Below are 17,232 nucleotides of genomic sequence, written 5' to 3' on the forward strand. Positions count from 1 at the left end.
ACAACAGAGTCGCTTCGAGGTGTGGGTATTGCCACACACTGACCTGCTGGTCGCCCCGCTAGTGTCTGTGCACTGCCTACAAATTCCCCGGAGGACCACCCATGGCGTTCGGCTGGATCGACGAGCAGGCGGAGCTGCGCGCCCGCGCCGGACTCGTACGGACTCTGCGCCCCCGTCCGGCCGATTCGCCGCTCCTCGACCTGGCGAGCAACGACTACCTCGGGCTGGCCCGCCACCCCGAGATCACCGAGGGCGCCGCCCGGGCCGCGCGGACCTGGGGCGGCGGCTCGACGGGCTCCCGGCTCGTCACCGGCACCACCGAACTGCACGCCGAACTGGAACGGGAACTGGCCGATTTCTGCGGTTTCGAGGCGGCCCTCGTCTTCTCCTCCGGCTACGCGGCCAATCTCGCCGCGGTCACCGCGCTGGCCCCGCACGGCTCGCTGATCGTCTCCGACGCGGGGAACCACGCCTCGCTCATCGACGGCTGCCGGCTGGCCCGCGGCAGCACCCAGGTCGTGGCGCACGCCGAGCCGGACGCCGTGCGCAAGGCGCTGGCCACCCACGAGGGCACGGCGATCACCGTGTCCGACACGGTCTTCTCGGTCGACGGCGACGCGGCTCCGCTCGGCGCGCTGGCGGAGGCCTGCCGGGAGCACGGTGCGGGGCTGGTCGTCGACGACGCCCACGGTCTGGGCGTCCTGGGCGACGGCGGCCGCGGCGCCCCGTACGCGGCGGGCCTCGCGGGCGCCGGCGACGTCGTCGCCACGGTCACCCTGTCCAAGTCGCTCGGCAGCCAGGGCGGAGCCGTCCTCGGCCCCGCCCGGGTAGTCGACCACCTGGTCAACGCGGCCCGGACGTTCATCTTCGACACGGGACTCGCCCCCGCGGCGGCGGGAGCGGCCCTGTCGGCCCTGCGGCTGCTGCGCCGCGAGCCGGAACGGGCGGCGCGGGCCCGCGAGGTGGCGGGCGAACTGCACGCACGCCTGACCGCCGCGGGCCTGGAAGCGGTACGTCCGGACGCCGCGGTGGTCTCGGTGCGGGCGCCCTCTGCCGAGGACGCCGTGCGCTGGGCGGCACAGGTCCGCGCGGCGGGCCTGGCCGTGGGCTGCTTCCGGCCGCCTTCCGTGCCGGACGGCATCTCACGGCTCAGACTGACCGCCCGCGCGGACCTGACCGGTCAGCAGATCGAACGTGCTGTACGGCTGATCGGCGAGACGCGGCCATGAGTCGGCGTGACACGGCCGTGCGTCGCACGATGACGGTGTGACCGCACGCGGTCACATGCGGTCCACCCCGGCCGCGAACGTCGCCCAGCTCCCCGGAGTGAAGAGCAGCGCGGGTCCGGCCGGGTCCTTGGAGTCGCGCACGGCGAGCAGTCCGGCCCAGGGCGGGGCATCCGGACACCCGGTCTCGACGCAGTTGTTCGCGCCGGTGCTGTAGCTGCTGCGCAACCACCGCACACCGTGCAGTTCGATGCTTGAGGGGACGTGACGAGGCAGTGCACGCATGGTGCCTCCTTACGCGCCGGCGGCTGTCCCGGCGATGAAATCCAACGAGTCCTCGGGCGAAAGGGCGTGGATCTGAAGGGCGTTGAAGGCCTCCGTGTAGGCCTGGAGGTCTTCTTTCCGTTCGAGGTAGAGGCTACTCGTCAAGTGGTCGAGAACAACCACATCCAGATCAGAAGTGCTCGAAAATGAGAAGATAACGAAAGGGCCGGTGACGCCGATGTGCGCTCCGGCGGCGAACGGCAGTACCTGAAGCCGCACTTGGGGCAGCCGGGCCGCCTCGATCAGCCGTTCCAGCTGGCGTGCCATGACCCCGGGTCCGCCGACCTCCCGCCGCAGCACCGCCTCGTCCAGGACGGCACTGAGTCTCAGCGGGGGATCCGCGCGCAGCACGTCCTGCCGGGCCAGCCGCACCTCGACCAGCGTGTCGAGCCTGTCCTCCGGGAGCCCCTCCACCGCGGCCCCTGTCACCGCACGCGCGTACTCGGGCGTCTGGAGCAGGCCCGGGACGACGGTGGTCTCCAGCGTGCGCATCGCGCCGGCCTGGGACTCCAGGCTGATGAAGTCCCGGTAGGTCGGCGGCAGCACCCCGCGGTAGGCGTGCCACCAGTGGTGCCGTCCGTCGCTGTCGTCGGATCCCGCCAACGCCATGAGCAGTCCGCGAAGTTGGGAGTCAGCCACACCGTAGGCGTCGAGAAGTAACCGGACATCGGCCGGTTTCACCCCGCTCGTGCCCGTCTCGATCCGGCTGACCTTGGACTGGTGCCAGCCCACCAGGCGGGCCGCCTCACCGCTCGTGAGCCCCGCCGAGGTGCGCAGCGCACGCAGTTCGGCGCCCAGTTTCCGGCGGCGCACCGCGGGACCGTGCTGCATGGGCTCCTCCTTACTCCTTCCGAGCCACCCAAATACGGTCTCGCGTCGCAGAGTTCACCGCTTTGAGCGACAGATATATGCATATCCTGGTGGATCGCCGCCCTTCGTGGGTGTTCTGGTGGCAGTCTGGCGACGAAGCACCAGTCCGGGACCGTACTCGAACCATCTGCTCCGTGTCGGGCTGCGGGTCCCGTGGGAAAGGGACGACGTCGCCATGGCAGACCATCTGGAAGCATCCGTCACTCTGCCGAGCGATCCCGCCTCGGTCTCCGCAGCGCGTGCCTACGTGGTGGGCACGCTGGCGGAGTGGGGCCTGCCGGCGGACACGGAAGTGTCCGACACCGTCCGGCTCATCATCTCCGAACTCGCCACCAACGCCGTCCAGCACACCTTCGGTCAGTCGCCCACGTTCACCGTGGACGTCGAGCTCGACCGCGACGAGCACCTGCGCATCGGTGTCACGGACAGCCACCCGCGTTTCCCCAGACGCCTGCCCGCCGCCGTCCAGCAGGACAACGGCCGCGGCCTGGTCATCATCCGCTGGCTGACCGCGGAGTGCGGCGGCCGACTCCGCATCCGCCCCACCCGGGAGGGCGGCAAGACCATCTCGATCGAGCTCCCGTGGGTCCTCCCGGTCCAGCCGGTGACGACAGCGCTCCGGCAGGAGCCGTAGTCACGCGCAGCAGGACAGGGAAGTCCTCCCCGGCGGGTGCCGTACGCGCCCCCGGCTCGCGCCCCCGCCTCCCGGCCGTCCTCTCGGCTGCGGTGCCCGCGTCGAGCCTCATGACCCGCCGGAGCCCGCGGCCGTCACCGGTGCCGTGCCGGCTCCTCCCGGTGCGCTGGCGCCCCGCGAAGCCCTGAGGGCTGTCCGACGGTGTGCCGCAGCGGTGCGGGGATCCTGACGCCGCCCCGTGCCGGTTCCTCCTCGGTGGTCTCCCCGGTGCCGTCCGTCTCCGCACGCGGCCCCGCCCGCCGCACCAGCCGCGGGAGCAGCCCCCACAGACCGACGCAGACCAGGAAGGTCGCGGCGCCCGCGGCGATACCACCGGCCCGGCCCGTGGTCACATCGACCACCAGCAGCACGGAACCGCTGAACGCGAACACCAGCACGCACAGGCCGGCGGTGGCCAGGCGCGAGGAGACCTGCACGATGCGGGGCTTGGCGCCCTGCTGGAAGAGGGAGCGGTGCAGCGCGGCCGGCGCGGTGAAGAGCGCGGCGGCCAGGACCGCCAGCAGCAGCGTGATGACGTAGGTGACGCGCTGGACCGTGTCGAGGTCCTCGAAGCGCGATGTGAAAGCGAGCGACAGCAGGAAGGCGAAGAGGATCTGCACACCCGTCTGGGTGACGCGGAGTTCCTGGAGCAGCTCGACGAAGTTGCGGTCGGCGCGTTGCAGCGGAGTCTCGTTGTGCGCGGTGCAGGGACGGTGCTCGGCCATGGAGTGACGGGTATCCATTCAAGCCCGTGTCACGCTCCGGCGTGCGGCGGCGCGTCAAGGACGCCGCCGCACGCCGGGCGGATCACTTCACGCGCCCGTACCAGACGCTCTTGGTCCAGATCTTCTGGAGCCGCACCACGTCCCCGCTTTTCGGGGAGTGCCAGAGCTTGTTCTTACCCGCGTAGATACCGACGTGGTACACGTTGCTGCCCGAGTGGAAGAACACCAGGTCTCCCGCCTTGCGGTTCTTGGCGGAGATGTGGCGCGTTTTGTTGTACTGCTGGGCAGCCGTGCGGGGGAGCTTCTTGCCGGCCTTCTTGAACGAGTAGAGCGTGAGCCCGGAGCAGTCGAACCGGTGCGGACCGGTGGCCCCGTACTTGTACGGTGAGCCCTTCTTGGAGGCCGCTATCTGGAGTGCCTTGGTCGCCGGCGTGGCTGCCGCGGCCTCGGAGGTGAAGCCGGGCGCCACGATCGAGCCGCTCACGGCGGCGATGGTGAGCGCCGAGGCCGTGCCGGCCCGGACCATGAGCGACGGGACACGATTGAGCGCAGTCATGCGCAACCCTTCGTCAGCCGCCTGTGAAGGATGACCTGTCGGATTCGGGCTGGCGAAGTTGCCCGGCCGCTGACGCGGCTTCACCCCAAGGGCTGCTCGGGCCAGGTCATGGCGTGACCGTCCCGGCGACCCGTCGTGCTTGGGTCCTCCACTCCTGCCGATCCACTCCTGTCGACCGGTCATCCGGGTGGCGGCAGGACTCGGCGTCCGCCCGGATCGCCCCGCCACAGCGGCGGGGGCTTGTCGTCAGACAGGGATCTTGGCGCATGGCTGTCCCGATTTCCCAACGGAACCGGGGGTTTGTGTTGTTACTCACCACTCACCCGTTCGGGTGGACACGTGTGCGTTCGTGCCCCTGTCCACGGGTTCGCGGAGCGCCGGACCAGCGACGGAATGCCCCATTCCGTCCGAGGGCCACGCGTGTTGCGCAACCGGGAGGGTCCCAAAATAGGTCTCCCGCCTACTCCGAACAGGGGTACGTCTTTTGGTCCGTTTCGACTCAGGTCCGGACGCTCCGCCGACAGGAGGGGCATCCGGACCGAGGGATCGCCTCAACTGACGGAATCCGGGGGCAGGGTGAGCCGGGCCGTGCGCCGCTCGCCGTCCAGCACCCGCAGCGCCCGGGCCAGAGTGCCGGCGTGCAGTTCCGTCTCGCCCCGCTGATGCATCAGGGTCAGCGCGTCGCGCAGCGCGGTCGCCTTGCCGACCAGGGCCTGGGCGGCGCGAAGTCCGCGGTAGGTGTCGCCGTCCCGGGCCGGGTTGATGCGGCCGAGCAGGTCGACGACCTCGAGGTATCGGTCGATCAGTTCCGCCTCGGCTCGCGTCAGGGCGGGCAGCGGCGGCAGTTCGGGCGGGAGCACCAGGGCCTCACCGTCCGGCCGGCGGGGCCTGGGTGGCCTTGCGGCTCGGGATGACGCCGTCCACCAGGCCGTACTCCACCGCCTCCCGGGCGGTGAGGATCTTGTCCCGCTCGATGTCCGTGCTCACCTGCTCCCGGGTGCGGCCGGTGTGCAGTGCGAGCATCTCCTCCATCCGGTTGCGGATGCGCGTCAACTCGTCGGCCTGGAGGGCCAGATCGCTCGCCTGCCCCCGGACCGGCTCGGGCAGCGCGGGCTGATGGATCACCAGGCGGGCGTCGGGCAGCGCGAATCGCTTGCCGGGCGTGCCCGCCGCCAGCAGTACCGAGGAGGCGGCACCGGCCTGGCCCAGGCAGATCGTCTCCACGTCGCAGGAGACGTACTGCATCGTGTCGTAGATCGCCGTCATCGCGTGGAAGGTGCCGCCGGGGGAGTTGATGTACAGCGAGATGTCGCGATCCGGAGCCTGGTGCTCCAAATGCATGAACTGGGCCATCACGTCGTTCGCCGAGGTCTCGTCCACCGGCGCCCCGAGGAAAACGATCCGCTCCTCCAGAAGCTTCGAGTACGGATCCATCGTCCGTTGCCCGGACCCTGTGCGTTCGGTGAACTCGGGCAGCACGTAGCGGGCGGACGGTCGGCTCATGGTGAACCCCTCCTCGCGGCGCAGCTGTCTCCGGCGACAGCTGTCTCTGTAAAAAATGTACAGGACGTACGTCACGTTATGATGGGGGCATGGCCTACGAGATTCCGGTGACGCAAGCCAGGGCTGAACTCGCCGACCTGATCAACCGCGTGGTGTACGCCGGTGAACGCGTCGTCGTCACCCGGCACGGCAAGCCCCTCGTCGCCCTCGTCTCGGCCGATGACCTGCGGCGACTCGAAGAGATCCAGGAGTTCACGGAGACCGCGGAGGAGCAGGTGATCACCGCCGTCTCCACGGTCCGCGAGGCCGCGTCCTCTCCTGGCGAACCGCAGCGGTTCGGGATCGCGGCGGAACACCGGCGGGGCGGCCACTAAAGAGAAGCCCGGACAGACGAAAGACCGTGCGTCCCCGTCCGCTACAGCGGGGACGCACAGTCGCTTCGTGGGGGTGCCGGTCAGCCGACGGTCGAGAGCTCCCGCCGGTCGGCCCCGGGCTCGGCGCCCGCCTTCCGTGCCCTGAGCGAGCCGCCGAGTAGTACGGCGCCCAGGCCCAGCACCGCCCACCAGGTCAGAGTCAGGGCGGGTCCGGTCGCCGCCGCGCCGTCGAAGAAGGACACCGAGCGCAGCAGCGTCGTGCCCGCGCCGGGCGGCAGCCACTGGCCGATCGCGCCGGCCGGCTCCGGCAGCATCTGCGGGGCCGACGTGGCGCCGGAGAAGGGGTTGCCCAGCAGCATCACCATGGCGGCGCCGATACCGATGCCGGCGGTGCCGAGAAGGGCGGCGAGCCCGGCGACGGCACCGCCGACGGCCAGCGTGGACAGGCCGAGCACCGACGCCTCCGTCCACCAGTCACCGCCGAGCGCCCCGAGCCAGCTGTGCGCGATCCCGGCCGCGATCACGCCCACCAGGGCGGATGCGCCGAGCAGCGCGGTCACGGCCCGGAAGCCGCGCAGTCCCAGGAGGGTGACCAGCGCGCCCGCCGCGATGCCGGCCAGGGCGAGCGGCAATGCGGCGGCGTTCAGCACCGCGCCGCGCGGATCACCGGCCGGGGTGGGTACGACATCGACCGTCTCGACCTGTGTGCCACCGGCGGCGGCCTGTTGCGCCACGGCCTCCTGGAGGAACTGTGCGACGACCGGTCCGGCCGCGGACGCGGTGAGCAGTTCGGGCCCCTGTGGCGTGGCCACGACCGCGCCATACACGTTCCGGTCCTCGATGGCGTCCCGGGCGGCGGCCTCGTCGGCGTAGCGGTGGATCTCGAAGGCGCCCTCGTGCCGCTCCAGTCGCCGCTCGACCTGGGCCGCGGCGGCGGGTGGTCCGGCCACGCCCAGCGGCAGGTCGCGGGGCGCGATACGGGAGGCCGGCCAGGCGAAGGCCCACAGTGCGAGGGCGGCCAGGACGGGTACGAGGACGACGACCGCGATCACATGGCGGTTGCGGGAAGGCATGAGGGTCTCCTGGGGTGAGCCGACCGGAGCACTAAAAAGAAGGATCATTCGTTTTGCTGTGCTCTCACCGTGCTCCGCTCGCGGCGCCTTGTCAAGAATGAATATTCGTTTTAGGTTGTGGACATGGCCCGCGTGTCCCAGGAACATCTCGACGCCCGCCGACGCCAGATCCTCGACGGCGCCGCGCTCTGCTTCGCCCGCAACGGCTTCCACGCCACGTCCATGCAGGACGTGCTGAAGGAGGTCGACCTCTCGGCAGGTGCGGTGTACCGCTACTTCAGCGGCAAGGAGGAGCTGATCGGCGCGATCGTCGCCGAGACGCTCGACTCCGTCCGCGAGGCCTTCGAGGAGGCGGCACGCCAGAGTCCGCCACCGCCGCCGGACGAACTCGTCGCCTCGGTCCTCGGCAGGACGCTCGCCGCCCGTGAGTCCCTGGTCGTGGACGGCCGGCCCGCTTTTCCGCGGCTCGTCATCCAGGTGTGGACGGAGACACTGCGCAACGAGGAACTGGCGGTCCTCTTGCGGGAGGGCTACGGCTCGGTCCGCGCGGCCTGGGGGAGGATCGTCGAGGGCTATCAGGAGGCCGGCATGATGCGGTCGGACGTGGCGCCGGACCATGTGGCCCGCACGATGATCGCCTCCGTGCTCGGGTTCATCGCGCAGCAGTCCCTCTTCGGACCCGCCCCGGTCGAGGTCCTCCGGGACGGTCTGCGGGCCCTGACGGGCATGCGCGGCGAGGGCACCGGCGGATCACAGCTCGGTTAACGTGCCCGAAACGCGGTCCAATTAGCCTGCCGGTCCACGCCACCTGGCACTTTGCCCCGTGGCAGCGGCAGCCGGGCCCCGCACGGCCCGGAGCGAGGACTGTGAGGTGGGACGTGCAACTGACCCCGCACGAGCAAGAACGACTGCTGATCCACGTGGCGGCCGACGTGGCCGAGAAGCGCCGGGCCCGTGGACTGAAGCTCAACCACCCCGAGGCGGTCGCGCTCATCACCTCGCACATCCTCGAAGGTGCGCGGGACGGCCGTACCGTCGCCGAACTCATGTCCTCCGGACGCAAGCTCCTGACCAGGGGCGACGTCATGGAGGGCATCCCGGAGATGATCCACGACGTCCAGGTCGAGGCCACCTTCCCGGACGGCACCAAGCTCGTCACCGTCCATGAGCCGATCGTCTGACGGGGAGGCCACCGTGATTCCCGGAGAGTTCCTGTTCGCCGACCGGCCGATCGCCTTCAACGAGGGCCGGGAGGTCACCCGGCTCACCGTCCTCAACGCCGCCGACCGGCCCGTGCAGGTCGGCTCCCACTACCACTTCGCCGAGGCCAACCCCGGTCTGGAATTCGACCGCGCCGCCGCGCGCGGCAAGCGGCTGAACGTCGCCGCCGGCACCGCCGTGCGCTTCGAGCCCGGGATCCCCGTCGACGTCGAACTCGTTCCGCTGGCCGGCGCCCGAGTGGTGCCCGGCCTGCGCGGGGAGACCGGAGGTGCCCTCGATGCCTGAGATCTCGCGTGCCGCGTACGCCGACCTGTTCGGCCCGACGACCGGCGACCGGATCCGGCTCGCCGACACCGACCTGCTGGTCGAGATCGAGGAGGATCGTTCCGGCGGCCCCGGGCTGGCCGGTGACGAGGCCGTGTTCGGCGGTGGCAAGGTCATCCGCGAGTCCATGGGCCAGGCGCGTGCCACGCGGGCGGAAGGAACCCCCGACACCGTCATCACCGGCGCGGTGATCATCGACCACTGGGGCATCGTCAAGGCCGACGTCGGCATCCGCGACGGCCGCATCACCGGCATCGGCAAGGCCGGCAACCCCGACACCATGGACGGCGTCCACCCGGACCTGGTCATCGGCCCGGAGACCGAGATCATCGCCGGCAACGGGCGGATCCTCACGGCGGGCGCGATCGACGCGCACGTCCACTTCATCTGCCCGCAGATCGCCGACGAGGCGCTGTCCTCCGGCATCACGACCCTCGTCGGCGGCGGTACGGGGCCGGCCGAGGGCTCCAAGGCGACCACCGTGACGCCCGGCCCCTGGCACCTCGCGCGGATGCTGGAGGCCATGGAGGCCCATCCGCTCAACATCGGACTGCTCGGCAAGGGCAACACCGTCTCCCACGAGGCGATGCTGTCGCAGATCCGCGGCGGCGCGCTCGGCCTGAAGCTGCACGAGGACTGGGGCTCCACCCCGGCCGTCATCGACGCCTCGCTGACCGTCGCCGAGCGGACGGGCATCCAGGTCGCGATCCACACGGACACGCTCAACGAGGCCGGGTTCGTCGGCGACACCCTCGCCGCGATCGCCGGGCGGGGCATCCACGCGTACCACACCGAGGGCGCGGGCGGCGGGCACGCGCCGGACATCATGACCGTGGTCTCCGAGCCGCACGTGCTGCCCAGCTCCACGAACCCGACCCGGCCGTTCACCGTCAACACCGCCGAGGAACATCTCGACATGCTGATGGTGTGCCACCACCTCAACCCGGCGGTGCCGGAGGACCTGGCCTTCGCCGAGTCCCGGATCCGGCCGTCCACGATCGGGGCGGAGGACGTGCTGCACGACCTGGGCGCGATCTCGATCATCTCCTCCGACTCCCAGGCCATGGGCCGCGTCGGCGAAGTCGTCATGCGGACCTGGCAGACCGCGCACGTGATGAAGCGCCGGCGGGGAGCCCTGCCCGGGGACGGGCGGGCCGACAACCGCCGGGTACGCCGCTATGTCGCCAAGTACACGATCAATCCGGCGCTCGCCCAGGGGCTGGCCCGGGAGGTCGGGTCGGTGGAGAGCGGCAAGCTGGCCGACCTGGTGCTCTGGGAACCGGCGTTCTTCGGTGTGAAGCCGCACCTCGTCATCAAGGGCGGGCAGATCGCCTACGCGCAGATGGGCGACGCGAACGCCTCGATCCCGACGCCGCAGCCGATCCTGCCGCGGCCGATGTACGGGGCGATCGGCCGGGCACCGGCCTCCAACTCCGTCAACTTCGTCGCGCCCCTGGCCGTCGAGGCCGGGCTGCCGGAGCGGCTGGGGCTCGGGAAGCGGTTCGTGCCGATCGAGTCGACGCGCGGGGTGACCAAGGCCGACATGCGCGAGAACGACGCGCGCCCCGAGGTGCGGGTCGACCCCGACAGCTTCGCCGTACACATCGACGGAGAGCTGGTCGAGGCGGCGCCGGCGGCCGAACTGCCCATGGCCCAGCGGTACTTCCTGTTCTGAGGGTGGTCTGATGTCGCGTGCAGCGCTTCTCGTCCTGGCCGACGGGCGGTTTCCCGCCGGGGGGCATGCGCACTCCGGCGGTGCCGAGGCGGCGGTCAAGGCCGGGCGGATCAGTGGGGCGGCGAGCCTGGGGGAGTTCTGCCGGGGGCGGTTGCACACGGCGGGGCTGGTGGCGGCGGGGCTGTCCGCGGCCGCGGCGCTCGGGATCGATCCCGTCGCGCTCGACCGTGCCGCGGACGCGCGTACGCCGTCCCCCGCGCTGCGGGTCGCCGCGCGGAAGCTGGGGCGGCAGTTGCTGCGTGCGGCGCGCGCGACCTGGCCGTCCGCCGAGCTGGACGCGCTCGGCAGGGAGTTCCCCAAGGGGGCCCATCAGCCGGTGGTGCTGGGGCTGGCGGCCCGGGCGGCGGGGCTGGGGCCGGTGGACGCGGCGTACTGCGCGGCGTACGAGAACGTGAGCGGGCCCGCGTCGGCGACGGTGCGGCTGCTCAGTCTGGATCCGTTCGACGCGACGAGGGTGCTGGCCCGGCTCGCGCCTGAGGTGGACCGCGTCGTGGACCGGGCGGTGGAGGCGGCCCGGAAGGTGGTCGACGAGGGCGTCGACGCGTTGCCGGCCGGGTCGGCGCCTCTGCTGGAGATCGGCGCGGAGGCGCATGCGGGGTGGCCGGTACGGCTGTTCGCCTCGTAGCTGCCCTGAGAAACGCCGCGAAGACCAACCCCGCCCAGGGGCGCGGGGAACTGCGCGACCAGCCCCCACGCACCCGCACCCCGACGCCGGCGCCCGCCATCCCGCATCGCCCGCAAACCCGGGCCCGCCCCACCAGGAGCCTCACATGCACCTCGACCACCACCACAACGCCCCCACCGCCCTCAGTGCGGACGCCCACCGCCCCGACGGCACCCGCAGAGCGCTCCGCATCGGGCTCGGCGGCCCGGTGGGGTCCGGGAAGACCGCCACGGTCGCCGCGCTCTGCCGGGCGTTGCGGGACGAGCTGTCGCTCGCCGTCGTCACCAACGACATCTACACGAGGGAGGACGCCGAGTTCCTGCTCCGTGAGGCGGTGCTGCCGCCCGAGCGGATCACCGCCGTGGAGACCGGGGCCTGCCCGCACACCGCCATCCGGGACGACATCTCCGCGAACCTGGAAGCGGTGGAGGACCTGGAGGACGCGGTCGGGCCGCTGGATCTGGTGCTCGTGGAGTCCGGCGGGGACAACCTCACCGCGACCTTCTCCCGGGGGCTCGTCGACGCGCAGATCTTCGTCATCGACGTGGCCGGGGGCGACGACATCCCGCGCAAGGGCGGGCCGGGCGTGACCACCGCCGACCTGCTCGTCGTCAACAAGACCGACCTCGCCCCGTACGTCGGCTCCGACCTCGCCCGGATGGCCGCCGACGCCAAGGCCCAGCGTGCCGAACTGCCCGTCGCCTTTCAGTCGTTGCGCAGCGAGACCGGGGTGGCGGACGTCGCCGCGTGGGTGCGTGCGCAGCTCGCCGCGTGGACGGCCTGACCGTGCGTGCCGGCGCCGGTGCCGGGGTGCGGTCCGTCGCGCGGATCGTCGCCCGTGACGACGGGCGGGGCGGGACCTCGCTGCCCGTGCTGGAGAGCGACGGGCCCCTGGCACTGCGGCGCACCCGGTCCACCGGCCCCGAGGCGCGGGTCATGCTGGTCGGTGCGATGAGCGGGCCGCTCGGCGGTGACCACTTCACCGTGGAGGGCCGGGTGGAGGAGGGAGCGCGGCTGTCCGTCGGGTCGGCCGCCGCGACCATCGCGCTGCCCGGGCAGGCGAAGGGCGACGCCCGCTACGACGTCCGGCTCGACGTCGCCGACCACGGTGAACTGCACTGGCTGCCCGAGCAGTTGATCTCCGCCCGGGGCAGTGACCTCCATGTCGCCACCCGCGTCGAGCTCGCCGCCACGGCCCGGCTCGTGCTGCGCGAGGAGCAGGTGCTCGGACGCGTCGGTGAGGAAGCGGGGCGGCTCACCAGCCGTCTGACCGTGCGGGTCGCCGGGCAGGCCGTACTCGACCAGGAGCTGGCCTGCGGGCCCGGCGCGCCGGGCGGCTGGGACGGGCCCGCCGTGCTGGCGGGGTACCAGGCCGTCGGTCAACTGGTCGTGGTGCGGCCGGAGTTCGGCGCCGAGCCGGTGACGGCCAGGGTGCTGGGGGAGGGAGCCTCGGTCGTGCCGCTCGCGGGGCCCGCCGCGCTGGTGACGGCGGTGGCGCCGGACGCCCTGCTGCTGCGGCGGCTGCTCGACGAGGCCCTCGCGTCGCTCCAGCAGACGTAGGCGTCCGCAGAGCAGCACGTGTTCTCCGTTTATCGGATTGGCAAAGAAGGGCGTCCGGCCCTGTTGTCAGGGACCTCACAACCGGGAGGATCTCCCGTACTGATCGCAACAAGGTACGGGGAGGTCCCCCTTGAGGGGTTCGAGACCGAAGAGGCGGGTGGCGGCGCTCGGTTCGGCCGGCGCGCTCGTCACGGCCACACTGATAGCCGGCGCCGTCGCGGCGCCCACGGCGAACGCCGACGCGGGCCGTGGCCACGGCCAGGACCGGGAGGCCCGGGGCGCCGCGATCGCCGCCGCCCGGGCCGCGAAGGCCGGCATCGACTGGCAGGACTGCCCGGCCGACTGGAATCTGGCCAAGCCGATCCAGTGCGGGTACGTCACCGTGCCGCTCGACTACGCCAAGCCCCACGGCAAGCAGATCAAGCTCGCCGTCGACCGCATCGGCAACACGGGCACCAAGGCCGAGCGGCAGGGCGCGCTCATCTACAACCCCGGCGGCCCCGGTGGCTCCGGACTGCGCTTCCCGGCCCGGGTCACCAGCAAGAACGCCGTCTGGGCCAACGCGGCCAAGGCCTACGACTTCGTGGGCTTCGACCCGCGCGGCGTCGGCAAGTCCGCGCCCATCTCCTGCGTCGACCCGCAGGAGTTCGTCAAGGCGCCCAAGGCCGACCCGGTGCCCGACTCCGAGGCCGACAAGCTCGCCCAGCGCAAGCTGGCCCGCGAGTACGCCGAGGGCTGCCAGGAGCGCAGCGGCGCGATGCTGCCGCACATGACCACGCCGAACACCGCGCGCGACCTCGACGTCATCCGCGCCGCCCTCGGCGAGAAGAAGCTCAACTTCCTCGGCGTCTCCTACGGCACCTACCTGGGCGCCGTCTACGGCACCCTCTTCCCGGGCCACGTGCGCCGCATGGTCGTCGACAGCGTCGTCAACCCCTCCCGCGACAAGATCTGGTACCAGGCCAACCTGGACCAGGACGTCGCGTTCGAGGGCCGCTGGAAGGACTGGCAGGACTGGGTCGCGAAGAACGACGCGACCTACCACCTCGGCACCACCCGCGCCGCCGTCCAGGCGAAGTGGCTTCAGCTGCGCGCCACCGCGAAGAAGAACCCCATCGGCGGGGTCGTCGGCCCGGCCGAGCTCATCTCCTTCTTCCAGAGCGCCCCGTACTACGACTCCGCCTGGGCGCCGACCGCCTCGGTCTTCAGCAAGTACGTCGCCGGCGACACCCAGGCGCTCGTCGACGCCGCGGCCCCCGACCTGTCCGACACGGCGGGCAACGCGTCCTCGGAGAACGGCAACGCCGTTTACACCGCCGTCGAGTGCGCCGACGCCAAGTGGCCCACCAGCTGGCGCAAGTGGGACCGGGACAACACCCGGTTGCACCGGGACCACCCCTTCATGACCTGGGCCAACGCCTGGATGAACCTGCCGTGCGCCACCTGGCCGGCCAAGCAGCAGACGCCGGTCAACGTCAAGACCGGCAAGGGCCTGCCCGGCGTGCTCATCGTCCAGTCCGAGCGGGACGCGGCCACCCCGTACGAGGGCGCCGTGGAGCTGCACAAGCGGTTCAAGGGTTCCCGCCTGATCACGGAGAAGGACGCGGGCTCCCACGGCGTCACCAGCCTGGTCAACCCGTGCATCAACCCCCGCGTGGACGCCTATCTGCTCACCGGCAAGCTGGACGGCGCCGACGTGACCTGCGCGCCGCACGCCACGCCGAAGCCGTAGTCGTAAGCGACTCCGTTCGGTGGTGAGGGGCGGCCGGGACACCGGCCGCCCCTTCCTCAAGCCGGCCGGGCCGCGAACCAGGCGTCCTCCGCCGCGTAGTCGAAGAGGTCCGGGTAGGCGCGGGCGAGGGTGGGGAACGCCTCCCGCCAGTCCTGGCCGGACAGCCGGTGGACGAGCCACTCGACCGTCTCCGGCAGGCTCTCCGGGTAGGACACGACCGGCCGGTAGCCCAGCTCCCGTTGTGCGGCGGACATGTCGCACACCACCGGCAGCTCCACCGACCAGGGGGAACCGCCCACGGACCCCTGCGCCGGCCCGTCGAGCAGAACGGTCTGCGTCTTCACCCCCATGACCGCGTCCACGGCGGCCCCGATCTCCGACACGGCCGGTGGCAGCGGATCGCAGGCGTTGAGCACCCGGGAGCCCGGCCGGGCCGCAGCCAGCCGGATCAGTTCGGCGATGTTGCGTGCCGCCGACGTGTGGAAGAGGCTCTCGCCCCGGAAGGCGAGCACCCGCCTGCGCCGGCCGTCGAGGTTGCGTTTGACGAAGTACAGCTCGCGGGGGAGCGGGCTGTACGGCCCGTGGATCGCGCCCGGGCGCAGCACGGTCGTGGGCAACCGGTCCGCCGCCGAGAGGAGTTCACGCTCCAGGGCCACCTTGCCGGTGCTGTACGTGGCGTCCCCCGGCGGGACCGTCACCTGGTCCTCCGCGATCGGCACGGGGTACCGCGGGAGCCCGCCCGGCTCGCCCATGGTGTCGAAGCCACGGCCCTTGCCGTCCTCGTACACCGACACGGTCGACACCACCACGGCCGCGCCGATCCGGTCGGCCAGGCCCGTCAACTGCCGTGCGTGCCGCGCACCGTAGGCGACCATGTCGACCACGAGGTCGCATCCGTCTCCGATCAGGGCGCCGAGCGCCGCGTCGTCCTCGCGGTCCAGCCGCCGCGTCCGCACCTCGCCGGGCCAGTTCCCGTCCCGGCCGCCGCCGCGCGACGCGGCCGTCACCTGCCAGCCGTCCCGCGCCAGCGCCTCCACCGCCGGCCTCCCGATCTGCCCGCCCGCCCCGATCACCACAGCACGTCTCATGCCACGACCGTAGATCGCCGCAGGCCGGCGGGTAACCGGCTTCTGCCGACAGCAGAGCTCAACGGAGGGGCATGCGCCGGAACTTCCGCTCCTTCGTGGCGGTCTCCTCGGCCTTCACCACGGCCGCGTAACGGTCGACGTACTCCTGCTCGGACAGGGAGAGGATCGCGTACATGATCTCGTCGGTGATGGCGCGCAGGATGGCCTTCTCGTTCTCCATGCCCTCGTAGCGGGAGAAGTCGAGGGGCTCGCCGAAGCGGATCACGACGGGGTGGAGGTTGGGGATGACCTTGCCGGGCGGCTGCGCCTCGAAGGTGCCGATCATCGCGCAGGGGATCACCGGGACACCGGCCTTGAGTGCCATCACCGCCACTCCGACCTTGCCCTTGTAGAGCCGGCCGTCGTGCGAGCGGGTGCCCTCGGGGTAGATGCCGAGCAGCTCGTCCTTGCTCAGCACGCCCAGGCCCTCGCGGATCGCGGCCTGGCCCGCGTCCTTTCCGGAGCGGTCGACGGGGATCTGCCCCGCGCTGCGGAAGAAGAAGGCCGTCAGGCGGCCCTTGACGCCGGGGCCCGTGAAGTACTCGGCCTTCGCGAGGAAGGTGATGCGCCGCTTGAGGATCGCGGGCATCAGGAAGTGGTCCGAGAACGACAGGTGGTTGCCGGCGATGATGGCGGCGCCCTCCGCGGGAACGTGCTCCAGGCCTTCTATCCGAGGCCGGAAAACCAGTCTCAGCAGCGGGCCCAGCAGCACGTATTTCAGCAGGTAGTAGAACAAAGCGGGCGCTCCTCGACTCTCGCGGTGGACTCAGCCGCCGCGTTCCAGCAGGTCAACCGGCATGTCGTGGGGTGCCAGTGTAGGTGCAGGCGCGACCGCCGGGCACCTCGTGCGGGCGGACCGCACAGATCCTTCGCCAATTGACTGACGGTCAGTCAGGCGGGTGCATCCGGTGGTGCCCATGCGGCTGGGGAGTACCGCGCGACCAGCGTGCTGCGCGGCCCGGGTGGCGGGCAAGCCGAACGGGTGGCCTGGCGCGATGGCGGGGGTGGGTGGCGGGCCGCCGGCTCTTGCGGGCGAACGGCTGCTGTGGGCCGGTGGCCCGCACCGCTCGGCCGAGTAACCTGCCAGGCATGCGGATCTCTGTTTCCTCGGACATGGACGAACCCGTCGCCCGCTCCCTCGTGGCCGCCCTGCGCGAGCGGGGGCACGAGGTGCGGCCGCACGGCGCGCTGCACCCGGGTGACGACCCGCAGTGGGCGGTGTGCTCCGAGGCCGCCGCCCGCGAGGTCGCCGACGGCACGGCCGACCAGGCCGTGGTGTGCTGCTGGACCGGCACGGGCGCCTCGATCGCCGCGAACAAGGTGCCCGGCGTACGGGCCGCCCTGTGCGCGGACGCCTACACGGCCGACGGGGCCCGCCGCTGGAACGACGCCAACGTGCTCGCGCTCAGCCTGCGGCTGACCTCGGAGCCGCTGCTGGCGGAGATCCTCGACGCGTGGTTCGCCGGTGAGCCCAGCGGAGACACCGAGGACCGGCAGAACGTCGACCGCATCCGGCTGCTCGACCACGGCAAGACCCGTATGTAG

The 17,232-nt window shown here is 71.7% G+C and carries 21 protein-coding genes; 12 read left to right on the top strand and 9 right to left on the bottom strand.

Annotation, left to right across the window (positions count from 1 at the left end; genetic code table 11):
• Positions 1-101: 101 nt before the first annotated feature.
• Positions 102-1,229: an 8-amino-7-oxononanoate synthase gene (locus tag IO24_RS0118450; RefSeq protein ID WP_031137049.1), complete on the top strand. Its 1,128-nt coding sequence runs from the start codon at positions 102-104 to the stop codon at positions 1,227-1,229.
• A gap of 51 nt (positions 1,230-1,280) precedes the next feature.
• On the opposite strand, the gene IO24_RS0118455 is transcribed toward IO24_RS0118450, so the two are convergent.
• Together IO24_RS0118455 and IO24_RS0118460 are read right to left on the bottom strand one after the other, a co-directional pair.
• Positions 1,281-1,511 (bottom strand): DUF397 domain-containing protein, encoded by a 231-nt coding sequence (locus tag IO24_RS0118455; RefSeq protein WP_031137051.1) that lies wholly within the window; start codon positions 1,509-1,511, stop codon positions 1,281-1,283.
• 9 nt (positions 1,512-1,520) lie between these two features.
• The gene (locus tag IO24_RS0118460; RefSeq protein WP_031137053.1) at positions 1,521-2,381 is read right to left on the bottom strand and encodes a helix-turn-helix domain-containing protein; all 861 of its coding nucleotides are present in this window, start codon (positions 2,379-2,381) and stop codon (positions 1,521-1,523) included.
• A 214-nt stretch (positions 2,382-2,595) separates the two neighbouring features.
• Here IO24_RS0118460 and IO24_RS0118465 point away from each other — a divergent pair, with 214 nt between their 5' ends.
• The gene (locus IO24_RS0118465; protein WP_031137054.1) at positions 2,596-3,054 is read left to right on the top strand and encodes an ATP-binding protein; all 459 of its coding nucleotides are present in this window, start codon (positions 2,596-2,598) and stop codon (positions 3,052-3,054) included.
• A 134-nt stretch (positions 3,055-3,188) separates the two neighbouring features.
• On the opposite strand, the gene IO24_RS0118470 is transcribed toward IO24_RS0118465, so the two are convergent.
• The 4 genes from IO24_RS0118470 to IO24_RS0118485 form a co-directional block, all read right to left on the bottom strand.
• Positions 3,189-3,818 carry a DUF6328 family protein gene (locus IO24_RS0118470; protein ID WP_031137056.1) on the bottom strand — a complete coding sequence of 210 codons (630 nt, stop codon included), beginning with the start codon at positions 3,816-3,818 and terminating at the stop codon, positions 3,189-3,191.
• Positions 3,819-3,900: 82 nt separating this feature from the next.
• The gene (locus IO24_RS0118475) at positions 3,901-4,374 is read right to left on the bottom strand and encodes a C40 family peptidase (protein ID WP_031137058.1); all 474 of its coding nucleotides are present in this window, start codon (positions 4,372-4,374) and stop codon (positions 3,901-3,903) included.
• A 551-nt stretch (positions 4,375-4,925) separates the two neighbouring features.
• On the bottom strand, positions 4,926-5,234 hold the full coding sequence (locus IO24_RS0118480; RefSeq protein ID WP_031137060.1) for a hypothetical protein: 309 nt from the start codon (positions 5,232-5,234) through the stop codon (positions 4,926-4,928).
• A gap of 7 nt (positions 5,235-5,241) precedes the next feature.
• A complete protein-coding gene (locus IO24_RS0118485; RefSeq protein ID WP_031137061.1) occupies positions 5,242-5,877 on the bottom strand; it encodes an ATP-dependent Clp protease proteolytic subunit in 636 nt (211 codons plus the stop codon).
• An 89-nt stretch (positions 5,878-5,966) separates the two neighbouring features.
• Here IO24_RS0118485 and IO24_RS0118490 point away from each other — a divergent pair, with 89 nt between their 5' ends.
• The gene (locus IO24_RS0118490) at positions 5,967-6,251 is read left to right on the top strand and encodes a type II toxin-antitoxin system Phd/YefM family antitoxin (RefSeq protein ID WP_031137064.1); all 285 of its coding nucleotides are present in this window, start codon (positions 5,967-5,969) and stop codon (positions 6,249-6,251) included.
• Between the two features lie 80 nt (positions 6,252-6,331).
• On the opposite strand, the gene IO24_RS0118495 is transcribed toward IO24_RS0118490, so the two are convergent.
• Entirely contained in the window at positions 6,332-7,324 is a 993-nt protein-coding gene (locus IO24_RS0118495; protein WP_031137066.1) for an ABC transporter permease, read from the bottom strand.
• A 123-nt stretch (positions 7,325-7,447) separates the two neighbouring features.
• Between IO24_RS0118495 and IO24_RS0118500 the strand changes: the two genes are divergently transcribed.
• The 8 genes from IO24_RS0118500 (at position 7,448) to IO24_RS0118535 (ending at position 14,560) form a co-directional block, all read left to right on the top strand.
• Positions 7,448-8,089 carry a TetR/AcrR family transcriptional regulator gene (locus tag IO24_RS0118500; protein ID WP_031137067.1) on the top strand — a complete coding sequence of 214 codons (642 nt, stop codon included), beginning with the start codon at positions 7,448-7,450 and terminating at the stop codon, positions 8,087-8,089.
• Positions 8,090-8,202: 113 nt separating this feature from the next.
• Complete coding sequence (locus IO24_RS0118505) at positions 8,203-8,505, top strand: urease subunit gamma (protein WP_031137069.1); 303 nt, start codon at positions 8,203-8,205, stop codon at positions 8,503-8,505.
• A 13-nt stretch (positions 8,506-8,518) separates the two neighbouring features.
• A complete protein-coding gene (locus IO24_RS0118510) occupies positions 8,519-8,830 on the top strand; it encodes an urease subunit beta (RefSeq protein ID WP_031137071.1) in 312 nt (103 codons plus the stop codon).
• Positions 8,823-10,544 carry an urease subunit alpha gene (locus tag IO24_RS0118515; protein ID WP_031137073.1) on the top strand — a complete coding sequence of 574 codons (1,722 nt, stop codon included), beginning with the start codon at positions 8,823-8,825 and terminating at the stop codon, positions 10,542-10,544. Before IO24_RS0118510 ends, IO24_RS0118515 begins: the two co-directional genes overlap by 8 nt.
• Positions 10,545-10,554: 10 nt before the next feature.
• Positions 10,555-11,229, top strand: a complete 675-nt coding sequence (locus tag IO24_RS0118520; protein ID WP_031137074.1) for an urease accessory protein UreF — start codon at positions 10,555-10,557, stop codon at positions 11,227-11,229.
• Between the two features lie 145 nt (positions 11,230-11,374).
• Entirely contained in the window at positions 11,375-12,052 is a 678-nt protein-coding gene (gene ureG / locus IO24_RS0118525; RefSeq protein ID WP_031137076.1) for an urease accessory protein UreG, read from the top strand.
• Entirely contained in the window at positions 12,040-12,828 is a 789-nt protein-coding gene (locus IO24_RS0118530; protein ID WP_031137078.1) for an urease accessory protein UreD, read from the top strand. The genes ureG and IO24_RS0118530 overlap by 13 nt, the downstream gene beginning before the upstream one ends.
• Before the next feature lie 130 nt (positions 12,829-12,958).
• On the top strand, positions 12,959-14,560 hold the full coding sequence (locus IO24_RS0118535; RefSeq protein WP_031137079.1) for an alpha/beta hydrolase: 1,602 nt from the start codon (positions 12,959-12,961) through the stop codon (positions 14,558-14,560).
• 56 nt (positions 14,561-14,616) lie between these two features.
• Here IO24_RS0118535 and IO24_RS0118540 read toward each other — a convergent pair whose 3' ends face one another.
• Positions 14,617-15,648, bottom strand: a complete 1,032-nt coding sequence (locus IO24_RS0118540) for an NAD-dependent epimerase/dehydratase family protein (RefSeq protein ID WP_199808854.1) — start codon at positions 15,646-15,648, stop codon at positions 14,617-14,619.
• A 58-nt stretch (positions 15,649-15,706) separates the two neighbouring features.
• Entirely contained in the window at positions 15,707-16,423 is a 717-nt protein-coding gene (locus tag IO24_RS0118545; RefSeq protein WP_031137082.1) for a lysophospholipid acyltransferase family protein, read from the bottom strand.
• A gap of 353 nt (positions 16,424-16,776) precedes the next feature.
• Here IO24_RS0118545 and IO24_RS0118550 point away from each other — a divergent pair, with 353 nt between their 5' ends.
• Complete coding sequence (locus IO24_RS0118550) at positions 16,777-17,232, top strand: RpiB/LacA/LacB family sugar-phosphate isomerase (RefSeq protein ID WP_031137084.1); 456 nt, start codon at positions 16,777-16,779, stop codon at positions 17,230-17,232.

It is taken from the genome of Streptomyces flavovariabilis (assembly GCF_000725785.1).
Classification (GTDB): Bacteria; Actinomycetota; Actinomycetes; order Streptomycetales; family Streptomycetaceae; genus Streptomyces; species Streptomyces hawaiiensis.

Coding starts and splice junctions, on each gene's coding strand:
- IO24_RS0118450 (WP_031137049.1), top strand. CDS start 102: ATGGCGTTCGGCTGGATCGACGAGCAGGCGGAGCTGCGCGCCCGCGCC.
- IO24_RS0118455 (WP_031137051.1), bottom strand. CDS start 1,511: ATGCGTGCACTGCCTCGTCACGTCCCCTCAAGCATCGAACTGCACGGT.
- IO24_RS0118460 (WP_031137053.1), bottom strand. CDS start 2,381: ATGCAGCACGGTCCCGCGGTGCGCCGCCGGAAACTGGGCGCCGAACTG.
- IO24_RS0118465 (WP_031137054.1), top strand. CDS start 2,596: ATGGCAGACCATCTGGAAGCATCCGTCACTCTGCCGAGCGATCCCGCC.
- IO24_RS0118470 (WP_031137056.1), bottom strand. CDS start 3,818: ATGGCCGAGCACCGTCCCTGCACCGCGCACAACGAGACTCCGCTGCAA.
- IO24_RS0118475 (WP_031137058.1), bottom strand. CDS start 4,374: ATGACTGCGCTCAATCGTGTCCCGTCGCTCATGGTCCGGGCCGGCACG.
- IO24_RS0118485 (WP_031137061.1), bottom strand. CDS start 5,877: ATGAGCCGACCGTCCGCCCGCTACGTGCTGCCCGAGTTCACCGAACGC.
- IO24_RS0118490 (WP_031137064.1), top strand. CDS start 5,967: ATGGCCTACGAGATTCCGGTGACGCAAGCCAGGGCTGAACTCGCCGAC.
- IO24_RS0118495 (WP_031137066.1), bottom strand. CDS start 7,324: ATGCCTTCCCGCAACCGCCATGTGATCGCGGTCGTCGTCCTCGTACCC.
- IO24_RS0118500 (WP_031137067.1), top strand. CDS start 7,448: ATGGCCCGCGTGTCCCAGGAACATCTCGACGCCCGCCGACGCCAGATC.
- IO24_RS0118515 (WP_031137073.1), top strand. CDS start 8,823: ATGCCTGAGATCTCGCGTGCCGCGTACGCCGACCTGTTCGGCCCGACG.
- IO24_RS0118520 (WP_031137074.1), top strand. CDS start 10,555: ATGTCGCGTGCAGCGCTTCTCGTCCTGGCCGACGGGCGGTTTCCCGCC.
- ureG (WP_031137076.1), top strand. CDS start 11,375: ATGCACCTCGACCACCACCACAACGCCCCCACCGCCCTCAGTGCGGAC.
- IO24_RS0118540 (WP_199808854.1), bottom strand. CDS start 15,648: ATGAGACGTGCTGTGGTGATCGGGGCGGGCGGGCAGATCGGGAGGCCG.
- IO24_RS0118550 (WP_031137084.1), top strand. CDS start 16,777: ATGCGGATCTCTGTTTCCTCGGACATGGACGAACCCGTCGCCCGCTCC.